Raw genomic sequence first — 15,104 nt, 5'->3', positions numbered from 1 at the left:
TCGGCACGACTGATCAAGCAAAACAGAAAAATCGATCGGAGGAAATCATGCGTGGTACATCTCTCTTCCTGTTGTCGGTCAGCGTGGCCGTGCTCGCAGGCAGTGCGCCGGCATTCGCGGCCTGGCAGCCGCAGAAGCCGATCGAGTTCGTGGCAACCGCGGGGCCGGGCGGCGGCACCGACAATCTCGCCCGCGCGGTGCAGAACGTCATCACCAAGCACAAGCTGACCGATCAGCCGATCGTCGTCGTCAACAAGGGCGGCGGCAGCGGCGCCGAAGGCTATGTCTACGGCAAGGCCTCCGCCGGCGATCCCTACAAGGTGATCTTCGGCACCTCGAACGCCTGGCAGCAGCCGCTCGTCTCCAAGGTCGCCTTCAACTACACCGATCTCACCCCGATTGCGGCGATGGCGCAGGACGAATTCCTGCTCTGGGTCAAGCAGGACGCGCCCTACAAGACCGCCGGCGATTATCTCAAGGCGGCCGCATCAGGCCAGTTCAAGATGGGCGGCGCGCAGTCGAAGGACACCGACGAGGTGCTGACGCGCATGATCGAGAAGGTCGGCCACGTCAAGCTGACCTATATCCCGTTCAAGAGCGGCGCCGAGGCCGCCGTGCAGCTCGCCGGCGGGCATATCGACTCCCACGTCAACAATCCCAGCGAAAGCCTCGGGCAATGGCGTGGCGGCACGCAGCGCCCGCTCTGCGTCTTCAGTCCGAAGCGGCTGCCTGAAGGACCGAAGATCACGGCGACCGAAGGCTGGAGCGACGTTCCGACCTGCGTCGAGCAGGGCCTCGACATCAAGCAATACGAGCAGCCGCGCACGGTCTGGCTGCCCGGCAAGATCACGCCGGAGCAGGCCGCCTACTACGTCGACCTGATGAAGAAGGTGCAGGCGACGCCGGAATGGAAGGACTACATCGAGAAGAGCTCGCAGGTCGACACCTTCCTGACCGGTGCCGAGTTCGACAAGTTCATCAAGCAGGATCTCGAGCACGTCAAGCAGGTCGCGAGCGAGCAGGGCTGGCTGGTCAAGTAGGGCGGGCACCACGCCATGATCTCACGCCGCGCCCTCGAGCTTGCCACCGCCGTCCTCACCGGCGGATTCGGCTTCGCGGTGGTGGTCCAGAGCCTGGACAACGGCATCGGCTGGTCGAGCGAGGGCGTCGATGCCGGCACCTTCCCGTTCCTGACCGGCATGATCATCATCGCCGGAAGTCTCTACAACCTCGCTCGCGGAATTGTGCCGGCCACATCGCTGGCAAGCGTTCCCATCGCGATTACGTCCATCGAGCTGCGGCGGCTGGCTGGCCTGTTCGTGCCGGCTGCGATCTTCGTGGCGGTGATCCCGCTGCTCGGGATGTACGTTGCCTCCGCGGCCTATGTCTTCGCGGTGCTCGCGATCCGCCGGCATCAATCCGTGCCGTGGTCGGCGGCCACGGCCGCGGCAACGGCGCTGGCGCTCTATGTCGTGTTCGAACGCATGTTCCAGGTCAGCCTGCCGCATGGCGCGCTCGCAGCAGCGCTCGGGTACTGAGGAGGAGCGATGGACAATCTGGCAGAGCTCCTGCACGGCTTCAGCATCGCGGTCACCGTGCCGCATCTGGTGCTGATGGCGATTGGTGTGCTGCTCGGCATTCTCGTCGGCGTGCTGCCGGGCCTCGGCGCGCCGAACGGGGTGTCGCTGCTGCTGCCGCTGACCTTCGGCATGCAGCCGGTCTCGGCGATCATCCTGCTCTCCAGCATGTATTGGGGCGCGCTGTTCGGCGGCTCGGTCACCTCGATCCTGTTCAACATCCCGGGCGAGCCGTCTTCGGTGGCGACCACCTTCGACGGCTATCCGATGGCGCGCGACGGACGGCCGACCACGGCGCTCGCCACCGCGTTCGGCTCGGCGGCCTTCGGCGCGCTCGTCGGCGTCATCCTGATCACCTTCCTGGCGTCCTGGGTGGCGCAGGTCGCGCTGGCCTTCGGCCCGCCGGAATATTTCGCGGTCTATTTCCTGGCCTTCGCGAGCTTCGTCGGCATGGGCGGCGCGGCGCCGATCAAGACCGTGGTGGCGCTCGCGATCGGCTTTGCCATCGCTGCGATCGGCATCGACACGGTCTCCGGCAGCGTGCGCCTCACCATGGGGATCGACGAGCTGGTCAAGGGCGTGAACTTCGTCGTCGCGGTCATGGGCCTGTTCGGCATCGGCGAGCTGCTGGTCGCGGTCGAAGAGGAGTTTCACGCCCGCGCCGTCTCCTCGAAGATCGATTGGGCCGAGGTATTTCGTGCGGTCGGCCGCCTGCCTCGCCATGGCGTGGCACTGCTGCGGAGCGCCGCGATCGGTTGCTGGATGGGGATCACGCCGGGCGGTCCGACCGCGGCGTCCTTCATGAGCTACGGCATCGCCCGCCGCTTTTCGCGCCGCGGCCGCTATTTCGGCACCGGCGAGGTCGAAGGCATCATCTCGCCCGAAACCGCCGACCATGCCGCCGGCACGAGCGCGCTGCTGCCGATGCTCTCGCTCGGCATTCCCGGCTCGGCGACCGCCGCCGTGATGATGGGCGGGCTGATGATCTGGGGTCTCAATCCGGGACCGATGCTGTTCGTCGACCAGAAGGATTTCGTCTGGGGCCTGATCGCCTCGATGTATGTCGGCAACATCGTCGCAGTCGCGCTGGTGCTGCTCACCGTTCCCGTGTTCGCTGCCTTGATGCGGATCCCGTTCGTGGTGATCGCGCCGCTGATCGTGATCATCTGCGTCGTCGGCGCCTATTCGGTCTCGAACTCCTATCTCGACGTGGTGATGATGCTCGGCTTCGGCATCGTCGGCTATCTCTTCAAGAAGCTGTTCTATCCGTTGGCGCCCTTGGTGCTCGCGATCGTCATCGGCGACAAGGCGGAGGACGCGTTCCGGCAATCGATGCTGATGTCGAAGGGATCGCTCGGGATATTCTTCGCCAACAAGCTGGTGACGTGCCTGGTGATCGCAGGCATCGCGCTGTTGCTGCTTCCGCTCGTGCTGCAGCTTGCGCGGCCCTTCCGCAAATCCACCGCCGAGACGCCGGCCAAGGAAAAGGTGATCATATGACCGCAAAGCCGCTCATTGCGCTCGCGATGGGAGATCCCGCCGGCATCAGTCCGGAGCTGACGGCACAGCTCGTGTCGCTGGATGAAATCCGCGCCCGCGCCCGCCTCGTCGTGATCGGCGACCGCCGTGTCTTCGAGGCGGGGGCGAAGATCGCGCGTGTCACGCCGGATGTGACGGCGGTGGAGCAGGGCGCCGATTTCGATGAGTTGACTGATGATGCGCTGTTCCTCGATCTTGGTCACCTCGATCCCGCGCGGGTCGAGCGTGGCGTGGCGAGCCTTGCGGGCGGGCAATTTGCTCTGGCCAATTACAAGCGGGCGCTCGAATTCGGCAGGGATGGCCGGGTCGATGCGGTCTGCTTCACGCCCTTCAACAAAGCCGCCATGCGCCTTGCGCGCGCCGATTATGACGACGAGATCGCGTTCTCCGCGGAGGTCGCGGGGCTGAAGACGCCGGCCAGCGAATTCAACGTGCTCGGCGAGCTCTGGAATGCGCGCGTCACCTCGCACATTCCGCTGAGGGATGTTGCCGCCAAACTGTCCGGCGAGCGTATCCGCCGCGCGCTCATGCTGACCGATGCCTGCATGCGCAAGGCGGGCTTTGCGCGGCCCCGCGTTGCCGTGGCGGGCCTCAACCCGCATGCCGGCGACGGCGGCAATTTCGGCCGTGAGGAGATCGATGTCATCGCGCCCGTGGTCGAAGCCGGCAAGCGCGAGGGCATGGCCGTGGAGGGCCCGTTTCCCGCCGACACCGTGTTTCTGCGCGCCAAGGCGGGCGCCTTCGATGCGGTGCTGACCATGTATCACGACCAGGGCCAGATCGCGATGAAGCTGATGGGCTTCGATCGCGGCGTGACCCTGCTCGGCGGCTTCCCGTTCCCGATCTGCACGCCCGCCCACGGCACGGCCTACGACATCGCCGGCCAGGGGATCGCATCGGTCGGCGCCAGTCGCAGCGCCGTGCTGCTCGCGGCAGACATGGCCGCGCGTCGGGCCGCCTGGTAGGTCGCCCGGCTTTCACCTTCAGGAAAAACTGGAAACTTCCGCCGCCGAGCCGAGTTGCCACTCCGACGAACGTTCCCACGTCGGAGCTGGACCATGGCCGAGGCGAGGCCGCTGCGCGCGGCCGCGAAGATTGCATTTGCCGTCACGCTGCTCGCCTTGACGGCCACCCCGGGGCTCGCCGCCGGGATGGATCCGGCCGCCATCGCGTCAGCCCAGCCATCGAAGAAGACGCTGTCGAAGGACAAGCCGACCCCGGCGGGGGTGCATCTGCAGGTCCTGCTGGACCGCGCCCATTTCTCGCCGGGCGAGATCGACGGCAAGTTCGGCGAGAACGCCAGGAAAGCGCTGCGCGCGTTTGCGGAAGCGCGGCAATTGGTGGCTTCCGACGAGGTCACCGATGATCTCTGGAAAGCCCTGCAGACGGACGATCGGCCGCCGACGACCACCTACACCATCACCGACAAGGACGTCGCAGGTCCGTTCCTGCGCAAGCTTCCGGCCAAGATGGAGGACATGAAGGACATTCCGAAACTCGGCTACACCAGCCCGCGCGAGGCATTGGCCGAGAAGTTTCACATGAGCGAGCAGCTGCTGGCAGCGCTCAATCCGGGGCACCATTTCGACCGCGCCGGTGAGACCATCGCCGTGGTCGATACCACCGACGGCGGCAGTGCTCCCGTCAAGGCCGACCGGGTCGAGGTCGACAAGGTCAGGCAGACCGTCAAGCTGTTCGACAAGTCGAATGCGCTGATCGGTTTCTATCCGGCGAGCGTCGGCAGCGAGGAGAAGCCGTCGCCATCGGGCACGCTGAAGGTCACCGAGATCGATCAAAATCCGACCTACCGCTACAATCCCGCCTATCATTTCAAGGGCGTTCATGCCCGCAAACCCTTCAAGATCATGCCCGGCCCGAACAATCCCGTCGGGACGGTGTGGATCAACCTCTCCGCCGACGGTTACGGCATCCACGGCACGCCGTCCCCGCAAAACATCTCCAAGGGCCAATCACATGGTTGCGTGCGGCTGACGAATTGGGACGCGCAGCGCGTGGCCGCGAGGGTCTCGAAGGGCACGCCGGTCGTCTTCGTCGAGGACACCAGTTGAGTCCCGGACGAGGCCATCGGAATTGGAAGCGGTCGACCCGACCGCTCCGGACGAGAACGACTTTTCGCGTCCAAAGCGTGCGTTTGCCATATTTGCTGCAATCCATGAGGACGGTCGTCGACATTGCTCAAATGGAGACAACGATCCCTGGCGCTCATGGACTGCTGTCGCCTCGATCCTCTTCGCACAATCTCGTTGCGGCTCTGAGACCTAGGTCCTGCCCGCTCTGATTTGGCATCGGACAAATGCTTCGTTGGGAGCGTCAGTGGTACGGCGTTTCGACCACCAGCTCTTCCCGTCGGGCGAGATGCCGCCTCCGTTTTGCAGGGCGCAGAGACAGCCGAGCCGATCATGCATCTTGTCACATCGACCATCTCCGCTCGGCCGTTGTGCCTGCTTCGCCGAGCGCGATTGGTCTTCGCCCTTGCCCATTGGCGAAGCCGAATGCGTCGAGAGCTCCTTCGGCTTTTGCGGGTGCTCCCTGGTATTCGAGGGAGAACTCACCGCCAGTGTTGGCTTGACTAACTGCCAGACCGGATAGAGATCGATGGTTGGCCGCTCAGCGGGATGATCGGGATTTGAATTAGACAGAATAATTAAGTTCTTCGCGTCCCATTTTGCGGTGATCGTCTCGCGGAACTTCATCGAGAAAGCGTCTTTGTCGATGTACTCCGCGAATCGGGAGTAACCCGCAGGCGCTTGCACCCAAGATGATTTCGTGGGCGGACCCCAGAGATAGAAGCCAGTGGCTAAACCGGTCGCCGAGACGTCGGTAATGATCAGCATTGCATGTCGGCCTTTGCCGTTGCCCCATCCCTTCTTGCTGGACCACACTCCGACGAACTTCGAGTTCGTTCCCGCTGAATCCGACTTGCTGGGCGTGATGGTAAATTCCGGCATTTTCAATTGCTGTTTGGTCGCTATTGCCGTGATGCGTTGGCCGTCCTCGGGTGAGAACGCGCCGCGATCGGCAATTCCTGCGTCAGCGGTCGGCGCTTGCTTTTGCGTCGTGCTGTCCGTGTTGAGCTTGGGTTCGGAGGGCGCAGGAACAACAGGTGGAGTGGGGGCGCCCGAAGCCGGCGCATTCGGAGGGCTTGCGGTCGGTCCTTTGAGATAGATTTCCTCCTTCGAGAGTGACCCGTACACAAAGGGCTGCTGCTCGCGCTTGGTCGCGGTCATGACATCATCGCGAACTCGACGAAAAAGGAATGAGATCTCCAATCCGGGTGTCTCGATGTGCCGAAGAAGCGCAGTCGTGAAAGGGCTGTTCCTTCCGTCCCCATCACTTGCGGTAGTCCCGTCGCGGGCGGCGTATGCAATGAGTACATTGTCTGTTGGTTCCGTCGGGGCCAATCCACGGGCAACTGCGCGGCTGGCCAAAGACCGCTTCATCTTTGCTTCAAAAGGGTTGTTGCGGCACGCGTCCAGAATGATCAGCCCCAACTGTCGCGCCTTGCTCACCTGTAGATTCACAGACCTCAGACTGACGGCTTCGCTCTCGACATCTGTGTCGCTCCTCAATTCGGCATCCGTCGGAATCAGCCAATTTTCTCCTCCAGCCTCCATGCCGTGGCCAGCGTAGAAAACGACGGCCATCATGGAGCCTTCGGCAGCGCGGCCAAACTCGACGATTGCTTTGCGCATATCGACGGCAGTGCCATTGGTTACTTGGGTGACCTTGAAATCGAGGCGCTCCAAAGCGCGAGCAACGTCAGCCGCATCTCGTGTTGGATTCGGAAGAGCTGGTACTCTCATGTACGCACCGTTGCCGATAACCAATGCAACCCGCTCGGTGCCAAGCGCCGGCAATGTAGTCAGCAGCAAGACCGAAACTAAAAAAGTAAAGCGTCCCCACATCGTCGCCCCCCGCAAGGCTTGACCCTTCTCCAGGCGCCGTACACTAAACGGCGAATCGAGCCGACGCCAACAGATGGAGGACCCCAGAGGTCAGCACCTTCCGCATTTCAGCTCCAGGTTCTCCCCTTGCAGAGCAGCACCCGTCACCGGTGAGGAGGAGTCTTTGGGACCCCCGGACTGTCGACCGAAACGACGATCTTGAGTTCCGCTTCTCGCTCAACCTGGGAGATGTCGATCCGCTCAACGACGGCCGCCAGCGAACAGATAGCGTGGAACGGAGTGGGCGGGGCGACGTTTTCTGCTCCGACAGGTTTGGGTGGGCAAACATCAATGGATGACTACCGTGATCTCGTGACGGCCGCTCTTGCGCTGCTCTGCGCCGGCATCATGCTGGTGGCGGGCCAGCTCACCATCGAGCATCGTGCCCCGGACTTCGCACGCAAGGTGATCGAGACACCGGTCCAGCCGGCACCGCCGCCCATGGTCTCGCACGCGCCGCAGCAGAATATCAGCGAGCCCGCTCAGGGTCTCGCCGGAAAGCGGCCGACCTGACGCCGCGAGCTGCATGCAGATCACTGAGGCAGCGCCACCCCGTCGATCTGCATGACTCCAAGCTGATCGAACAACTCGACCCGTTCACCGTTCAGCACTGGAAGGTAGCAGCGACGTCTGGCATCCGGGTTCAGGATACAGAGCTTATCGTCCGCGGCCGTCCATGTCCCGGCGGCAGGTCCGAAGGCCTCGTCCCAGTGCGGATAAGTCATCCGGCCGTCGGGCTCGAACTGCATTGTGAGCGGACCATTCCTGAGCTTGGGACCGAAGCTGATCGTCTTGCCCCGGAATTTTGCGGCCAGGGTCTCGCCTGTCGGTCGTTCGCCGGTCGCCGCGGTGAGCGAGGCATCGGGTCCCGGATCATAACCCTCGGCCTTCAGGATCAGCCAGAACAGCCTGCCGATGCTCCGAAAAGAAGGTTCGGTGAAGGGCGTGTCGCGGTCGATGCGATGGACCACGATGAGGTCGAGCGCGGGCACGACCAAGGCGTACTGGCCGCCGGCACCTTGGGCCAAAAAGCTGCCCTCCGGCAAAGCGACCGTAGGCGCAACGGCACCGCCCAGAAAACCGATCCACCAGAGATAGCCATAGCCCGGCAGGGGGGACGCTTTCGAATGGCTGCGCGTGCTCTCTTCTACCCATTCCCGCGGCACGATCTGGTGTCCGGCCCAATTGCCTTTGTGCAGATAGAGAAGCGCAAAGCGCGCCAGGTCCCGTGCGCTCATGCGGATCTCATAGGCGGGGTGGATAGACGCTTCGCCGCGGATGTAGCTGCCGTCCTGTGGCCGGTAGTCCTGCATGCCGATTGGCTTTGCGATCTTCTGGTCGAGCGCCTGGAAGATGCCGGTGCCGGTTGCGTGCTCGTAGATCGTGCCGAGCGCGTTGAAGTCCCAGTTGTTGTAGTACCAGAAGCTGCCGGGCAGGTGGCTGCCGCGCGGCGGTCGCATCTTGGCATTGCCCGGCGTCTCATAGAGCGCCGCGTGGTAGACCCCGGAACGAGCTTCGAGCAGTTCGCGCACCGTCGCGCCCTTCTCGATCTCGGTCAGGCCTGGCGGATTATCGTCGATGCCGAGTTTGCCAAGCGTGCTGTCGAGGTCGATCAGGTGATCCGACACGGCGATGCCGATCAGCGCGCCGAGCAGGCTCTTGCGGATTGAAGCGACTTCCATTGGCTTCGTCGTATTGCCCCACTCGGCCACCACCTTTCCGTGCTGAACGATCACGACCGCGCTCGAGCGAATCTGATCCGAAAAAGATCGCGCCTGGGCCAATTCGGTCCCTGACCAGCCCAATTCCGCAGGGCTGACGCGCTCCCACTCCGCTGCTGGAAAGCCATCTTCAGCCGTGGCGGGCCCGAACCGAACCAAAGCGCCGAGCAGCACGACGGCGAAAACGATCTGGCGAATATGCATTGGATCCCCACGCGCTGCGAGCTCGACCTGATCGCAGCATGATACGCATGAACGGAGCTGGGCAGAACGCATATTGAAGTATTTTCCTTGATTCCGGCCGACGGGTTCTCATAGTGAGGTCTCTTGTTGGCCCTTCGCGACCGTCCGCAACATTTGCTCGAATGCCGGCTGTCAGACGATGGCGACTTCCCGACTGATGTGGCCGCTGCCGACCCAGGTGGAACACGGATTGAGATCACCAGGTCGTCAAAGGCATGCTCGGCATCCGTGACATGAAACACAGATGAACGCGTTTTCGGAACGCAGGATAGCGCTCATCCGGTCCTAGCCGGAACACCCGTTCCCTAGCCAAGGATAAGTACTATGACTCATGCAGGATATGCGGCCGGCCACATCGGAAGCTAGGCGGACATATCGGTGAATCGAAGTCAGGTCCGGGCATATCTTCGACCAAGGAGTTGACGATGAAGAAGCTAAGTCACGATGAACTTGCGGCTGTTTGCGGTGGTATGAAGAACATCGATAATCCGGGCGTCGCCGCCGCGATGAGCGCGTTCTACGGCGTCCTTTTCTGCGGCGGCACCTCGCAGCTTCCTCCGAGCACGATTGCTCATCCGGATGGCTCGGTGGGCAAGTCCGGAGGCGGCTCCTACTCGAACTGCTCTCCGGCCTAGGGTCACGTCACGAGGCGGGAGCGCCAGGCGTCGAAGTGAATCGGGCCTTCCGCACTGAACAAGACGAAGCGTCGGAACTCCCGGATCTCATGATCCGGGAGTTTTCTGCTTTTCGCACTTCCGTCAGATATCGCGACGCAGACAGGACCGCCAGGTCATCGCCGGCAGTCGGAGGCACGACCGGCCGTTGTCGGGCGGTGCTCCCACGACAGAGGTTCACCCGAAGCGGTCGATGTCGAGCTTGTCCTGAGCTATTATCAGCCCAGCTGATCGACCAGTGCCGACCACAGAGCCCATGGTTCGCCTCGATGGACCGGGTCCTCAATTGCAGTGTGCACCATGACGACTTTAGAGGTCGGATCAACGCAAATATACTGGACCTTGAATCCCAACAACGCGAACTGCCGCCTCTCACCGGGAAACAGCCACACGAGGTAACCGTAGCCAAATCTGTTCGTCGCCACGCTCGGTCGCAGATAGTCATCCGAAGCGCGAACGGTGGTTGCATCGATCATCCATTGCGTCGGGACGATCTGCTTGCCATCCCATGCGCCATCATGCGCCAGCAAGCGTCCTAGCCGGGCGTAGTCGCGCAGAACGGCGTTGAAGCCAAAGTGCCCCAGTTCGAATCCCTCTGCGTCTACCAGCCAGTTGGCATCCGCTTCCGCGCCGATCGGTCCCCATACTTTCTCGCGCAGATAGTCAGACGCTGACTTGTTAACCGCACCGTGAAGCACCATGCCGAGCACGTCGGCTTCTATGCTCGTAGCAGCCAGCGATGACACAGCCTTGCGACGGGAATATTGCGGCGCCGACACAACGTCCCCTCAGAGATTGCCGTAAGTAGATCTCCTATTTCGCCCATCTTGGGCAGACCGGCTGGTCAGCCAAGCCGTCGCCGGCTGAGCAAAAGACCGCACGCTTGGGCTCGCCATTTTTCGTCACGCTCACAAGCTCGTATTCGGTCGTATGACCGCTCGCCCATTCCTTTAGAGACGACGGGGCGACTCCGGAAAATCATCGGCTTGCACAGGCTTGGTTTCAAGGGAGCGGCGAGGGATCATTCGCGCCCGAGGCGCCGTCGGTGCAGGCTCTCTCGGTGGTGCACCGACGTTGCTCTCACACATGGCGCGATGATGCTAGTTTGCCAGTGTTTTGCCCGACGTGTCAAACGTCCCGCCGGCGGGATCTTGTCGCATCAGGTCGTCGCCATCAGCTAAGGCTTGCTGCGCCTTGTGCCGACGTGTGCAACGACGGCGCTCGAAAAAGCTTGTCGCCGCAACGGTCCGGCTACTGTGCATGGGGTTGTTTTCGTAAAGCGCGGCCGGCGCGGGCTCACGCCCCGCAAACGATCACGCCGTACCAGCCGAGCCCGCGATAGGTCTCGTAGCCCGGCGTTGCATGGAAGGCGATCATCGTGCCTGACCTGTCGTGGTAGAAGCCGGAGCGCTGGCCGTTCAGCGACAGCGCGATGCGCTCGCTCAAAATGCCCTGGCCGTCGGAGGCAGCGATCACGCGGAAATTCGAGTCGACCAGGAGCACGCGGGCTTTGTCATTGTCGCCGACGCGGACGCCTTGCACGATGGCGCGCGCCTGCGGCTCCCAGTCGAAATGGATGGCGAGCACGCCGATCGGGGCGCCGTGGGCCTCGCCGCCCGCGCGGACGCTGGCGCAGTAGGTTGCGACTTGCGCGTTGCCGAGCAGCGGCTGGTTCTCGACGTCGCCGGCGACATAATCGTCGCCGGACCGCAAAGTCTTCGCCTCGCGAAACCATTTGGTGTGGGCGACGTTCTGGCCGACGACCCGAAAACGATCCGCGCGGCCGTTGGCGATGACGTTGCCGTCGAGGTCGCAGAGCCAGAGGTCGAGATAGACCGTGTAGGCGCCGAGGATGACGCCGAGCCGCTGCGAGGCATAGCTGACAGCCGCCGGCACCGGCGAGGCCGCGCAATCCACCACGGCCGAGTCCGTCGCCCACCAGCGCACGTCGCAGGTGCGCTCATAGAGGTTGCGGTCGATCAACTCGACCGCGTTCAGGGACAGGTCCATCATGCGCTCGCCGCGCGAGCGTTGGCTCATCCGCTCGATCGAGGCGACGAGATCGCCGGTGCGTTTCGTCAGCTGGGTCTCGAGCTCGCGCGCGATGGTCTCGACCTGCTGGCCGACGCCGCGCACCTCCTGCGCCACTACGGCGAAGCCCGCGCCCTGTGCGCCGGCCCGCGAGCTTTCGATCAGCGCGTTCAGCGCCAGCATCTTCATCTGGTTGGTGATCTGCTGGATCGATTTCGTCTTGTCGACCGCGATCTGGTTGACCTCCGCGGTCAGGCGGTTGATCAGCGCGGAAATGTCGGAATCATCGTCCGCCGGTTCGGTGGTAACAGGTTTGGTTTTCAGACCCAGCGCAGCAGACATCGGGGACTTCCCTTGGCAATGAGGTCTGATCTGCAATGAACTGGGAACAAGGGCTTACAGATCGAATACGATTCGTTTTCGAAGATTCCGGCTAACGCCCACTTAATTTGCTGTCCGCCCAGCTGCTCAAATGGTAGTCAATTCGCTCGGCATTTCGGCAATCCACCGCTTTCTGGGCCAGTGACATTGCAAATGGCCGAGGATTCCCGCCGAATCCCGCGGGATGCGGCCCTCGCGCCGCCGCCACGCCCCGGACCACTTGAACCCTTGAATCATGACGCCACCCGCCACCGCCTTGCCCGTCGAAATGCCCCAGGCCTTCCTGGGCGTGGCGCGCTCGCTGACCGACAAGCTCTGGCGCGACCGGCTGGACGGGCGCGGCGCCGCCACGGCGCTCGCCATCGTGCAGCGTCACCAATTGCCCGAATTGCTGGCGCGGGTGCTGGCCGGCCGCGGGGTCGACATCGATGCCGTGCCTGATTTCCTCGATCCGACGATCCGCAAGCTGATGCCGGATCCGTTCACGGTCACGGAGATGGAGACCGCCGCAAAGCGCATCGCCGATGCGGCCGCCAAGGGCGAGAAGGTCGCGATCTTCGGCGACTACGACGTCGATGGGGCCACCTCGGCGGCGCTGCTCGCCTGGCACCTGCGCCATTGCGGGCTCGATCCGCTGATCCACATTCCCGATCGCATTTTCGAGGGCTACGGCCCGAACGTCGAAGCCGTGCGCGGGCTGGCGGCCAAGGGCGCCACGCTGCTCGTCACGGTCGATTGCGGCACCACCAGCATCGAGCCGCTGGCCGAGGCCAAGCGTCTCGGCATGTCCGTGGTGGTGATCGACCATCACCAGGCCGGTACCGACCTGCCGGAGGTGGACGCACTGGTCAATCCGAACCGGCTCGACGATCTCTCCGGACTCGGTCATCTCGCCGCCGTCGGTCTCGTGCTGGTAACGCTGGTCGCGGTCAACAGAGAGCTGCGCCAGCGCGGCTTCTGGACCGCGGAAATGCCCGAGCCCGATTTGCTCGGCATGCTCCATCACGTCGCCCTCGGCACCGTCGCGGATGTCGCGCCTCTGATCGGCCTGAACCGCGCTTTCGTCGCCAAAGGGCTGATCGCGATGCGGCGGCGCGACCATGTCGGCCACACCGCGCTGATGGATGTGGCGCGATTGAACGGACCGCCGGAGGCCTGGCATCTTGGCTTCATGCTGGGGCCACGCGTCAATGCCGGCGGCCGTATCGGCCGGGCCGATCTCGGCGTGCGGCTGCTGCTGGAAGGCGACAGCGTCGAGGCCGCCCGCATCGCCGCTGAGCTCGACCGCCTCAATAGCGAACGCCGCGTGATCGAGCAGGCGGCTGAAGCGCAGGCCGAAGCCGAGGCACTGGCTTCGATCGGGCTGGAGGACAAGCTCAGTGTCATCGTCACTGCGTCCGAAGGCTGGCATCCCGGCGTGGTCGGCCTCGTCGCCTCGCGGCTGAAAGAGAAGTTCTCACGGCCGGCTTTTGCGATTGCGCTGGAGCCCGGCGGCATCGGCACCGGATCGGGCCGCTCCATCGCCGGCGTCGATCTCGGCAGGGTGGTTCGGCAAGCGGTCGCCGACGGGATTCTGCTCAAGGGCGGCGGGCACGCGATGGCCGCGGGCGTGACGCTGCGGAAAGAGAAGCTCGCAGAATTTCGCGCCTATCTCGAGAACGCCCTGGCGCAGGATGTCGCCGAGGCGCGCCATGTCAACGAGCTCTACATCGACGGTGCAGTTTCGGCGCGTGCGGTCACGACGGAGCTTGCGGCCACGCTCAATCGCGCCGGTCCCTTCGGCAGCGGTAATCCCGAGCCGGTGCTGGCGCTGCCGGCGCATCAACTGGTCTTCGCCGACGAGGTCGGGCAGGCGCATTTGCGCCTTCGCTTCAAGTCTGGCGACGGCGCCATCGTCAATGGCATCGCGTTCCGTTCGGTCGGGCAAAAGCTCGGCAATGCACTGCTCGCCAATCGCGGCCAGCAACTGCATGTCGCGGGCTCCCTGTCGGTCGATCGCTATCAGGGTGCCGAGCGCGTGCAGTTTCGCGTCATCGACGTCGCGCTTCCGGACCAAGGGCCATCCGTGATTAGATGACGACCTCGAACAGCTGAAACAAGAAAAAAGAAAGGGAGTGAACATGGCAGGGCAGGTTGAAGGCAAGATCGCGCTGGTTACGGGCGGCGCCTCTGGTATCGGCGAGGCGATCGTCGAGTTGTTCGCGCGCGAAGGCGCGACCGTCGTCATCACCGACATCGACGAATTGCGCGGGCCCGAACTCGCGGCGCGCGTCACAAAAGCCGGCGGCAACGCGGTCTTCCTGAAGCAGGACGTCACCAGCGAGGAGCGCTGGATTGAGATCGTTGCCGAGATCGGCAAGCGCTACGGCCGGCTCGACATCATGGTCTCCAATGCCGGCATCGGCATTGCGGTGCCCTCGATCACCGAGATGACGCTCTCCGACTGGCGCAAGCAGAATGCGATCAATCTGGATGGCGTGTTTCTCTCGGTGAAACATTGCCTGCCTTTGATGCGCAAGCATGGCGGCGGTTCGATCGTCATGATGTCGTCGCTCGCGGGGCTGCGCGGCGCGCCCGGCCTGTCGGCCTACTCGGCCACCAAGGGTGGCGTCCGGCTGTTCGCCAAATCGATCGCGATGGAGTGCGCAGCTGTCGGCGACGGTATCCGCGTCAATTCGGTCCATCCCGGCATCATCGATACGCCGATCTGGGGCAAGATCCCCACGGGCGCCGCCGGCGCAGGTCAGAACGCTCCGATCGATCCCGAGGAGCGGGCCAGGATTGCAACCCCACTCGGCCGCGCCGGGCAGGCGGCGGAGATTGCCTCCGGCGTGCTGTATCTGGCCTCCGATGCCTCTCGCTACGTGACCGGCAGCGAACTCGTCATCGATGGCGGCATGAACGCCGGCGGCGTGCCGCGGCGCGCGTGAGCTGCGCAAGGCAGGGGGGCAGCCGCAGGGGCTGACGCGCAGG

At 63.7% G+C, this 15,104-nt stretch carries 13 protein-coding genes; 9 read left to right on the top strand and 4 right to left on the bottom strand.

Translation table 11 applies throughout. From position 1 onward, the window contains the following. Positions 1 to 47: 47 nt before the first annotated feature. The 5 genes from IF809_RS28460 (at position 48) to IF809_RS28440 (ending at position 5,185) form a co-directional block, all read left to right on the top strand. Positions 48 to 1,040, top strand: a complete 993-nt coding sequence (locus IF809_RS28460; RefSeq protein WP_462839194.1) for a Bug family tripartite tricarboxylate transporter substrate binding protein — start codon at positions 48 to 50, stop codon at positions 1,038 to 1,040. A 15-nt stretch (positions 1,041 to 1,055) separates the two neighbouring features. Beyond that, positions 1,056 to 1,538, top strand: coding sequence for a tripartite tricarboxylate transporter TctB family protein (locus IF809_RS28455; protein ID WP_462839193.1), 483 nt, complete (start codon positions 1,056 to 1,058; stop codon positions 1,536 to 1,538). A gap of 9 nt (positions 1,539 to 1,547) precedes the next feature. Next, a complete protein-coding gene (locus IF809_RS28450; RefSeq protein ID WP_453979059.1) occupies positions 1,548 to 3,077 on the top strand; it encodes a tripartite tricarboxylate transporter permease in 1,530 nt (509 codons plus the stop codon). Further along, positions 3,074 to 4,081, top strand: a complete 1,008-nt coding sequence (locus IF809_RS28445; protein WP_462839192.1) for a 4-hydroxythreonine-4-phosphate dehydrogenase PdxA — start codon at positions 3,074 to 3,076, stop codon at positions 4,079 to 4,081. The genes IF809_RS28450 and IF809_RS28445 overlap by 4 nt, the downstream gene beginning before the upstream one ends. Positions 4,082 to 4,174: 93 nt before the next feature. Next, positions 4,175 to 5,185 (top strand): L,D-transpeptidase family protein, encoded by a 1,011-nt coding sequence (locus tag IF809_RS28440; RefSeq protein ID WP_462839191.1) that lies wholly within the window; start codon positions 4,175 to 4,177, stop codon positions 5,183 to 5,185. Between the two features lie 210 nt (positions 5,186 to 5,395). On the opposite strand, the gene IF809_RS28435 is transcribed toward IF809_RS28440, so the two are convergent. Further along, positions 5,396 to 7,042, bottom strand: coding sequence for a caspase family protein (locus IF809_RS28435; protein ID WP_462839190.1), 1,647 nt, complete (start codon positions 7,040 to 7,042; stop codon positions 5,396 to 5,398). A gap of 330 nt (positions 7,043 to 7,372) precedes the next feature. Here IF809_RS28435 and IF809_RS28430 point away from each other — a divergent pair, with 330 nt between their 5' ends. Then, a complete protein-coding gene (locus tag IF809_RS28430) occupies positions 7,373 to 7,594 on the top strand; it encodes a hypothetical protein (RefSeq protein ID WP_462839189.1) in 222 nt (73 codons plus the stop codon). A 20-nt stretch (positions 7,595 to 7,614) separates the two neighbouring features. On the opposite strand, the gene IF809_RS28425 is transcribed toward IF809_RS28430, so the two are convergent. Further along, positions 7,615 to 8,976 (bottom strand): serine hydrolase domain-containing protein, encoded by a 1,362-nt coding sequence (locus IF809_RS28425; RefSeq protein WP_462839188.1) that lies wholly within the window; start codon positions 8,974 to 8,976, stop codon positions 7,615 to 7,617. A gap of 494 nt (positions 8,977 to 9,470) precedes the next feature. Between IF809_RS28425 and IF809_RS28420 the strand changes: the two genes are divergently transcribed. Continuing rightward, positions 9,471 to 9,680: a hypothetical protein gene (locus IF809_RS28420; protein ID WP_128966080.1), complete on the top strand. Its 210-nt coding sequence runs from the start codon at positions 9,471 to 9,473 to the stop codon at positions 9,678 to 9,680. A 257-nt stretch (positions 9,681 to 9,937) separates the two neighbouring features. Here the strand turns inward: IF809_RS28420 and IF809_RS28415 are convergent, their stop codons facing one another. Together IF809_RS28415 and IF809_RS28410 are read right to left on the bottom strand one after the other, a co-directional pair. Beyond that, positions 9,938 to 10,498, bottom strand: a complete 561-nt coding sequence (locus IF809_RS28415; RefSeq protein ID WP_462839187.1) for a serine hydrolase — start codon at positions 10,496 to 10,498, stop codon at positions 9,938 to 9,940. 517 nt (positions 10,499 to 11,015) lie between these two features. Next, on the bottom strand, positions 11,016 to 12,092 hold the full coding sequence (locus IF809_RS28410) for a methyl-accepting chemotaxis protein (protein ID WP_453979051.1): 1,077 nt from the start codon (positions 12,090 to 12,092) through the stop codon (positions 11,016 to 11,018). Positions 12,093 to 12,366: 274 nt separating this feature from the next. Here IF809_RS28410 and recJ point away from each other — a divergent pair, with 274 nt between their 5' ends. Beyond that, positions 12,367 to 14,208 carry a single-stranded-DNA-specific exonuclease RecJ gene (recJ, locus tag IF809_RS28405; RefSeq protein WP_164938657.1) on the top strand — a complete coding sequence of 614 codons (1,842 nt, stop codon included), beginning with the start codon at positions 12,367 to 12,369 and terminating at the stop codon, positions 14,206 to 14,208. A gap of 43 nt (positions 14,209 to 14,251) precedes the next feature. Continuing rightward, positions 14,252 to 15,061 (top strand): SDR family NAD(P)-dependent oxidoreductase, encoded by an 810-nt coding sequence (locus IF809_RS28400; RefSeq protein ID WP_462839186.1) that lies wholly within the window; start codon positions 14,252 to 14,254, stop codon positions 15,059 to 15,061. Positions 15,062 to 15,104 lie beyond the last annotated feature (43 nt).

The organism is Bradyrhizobium sp. UFLA06-24 (assembly GCF_054967145.1).
This window is presented reverse-complemented; position numbering and strand designations above follow the sequence as displayed.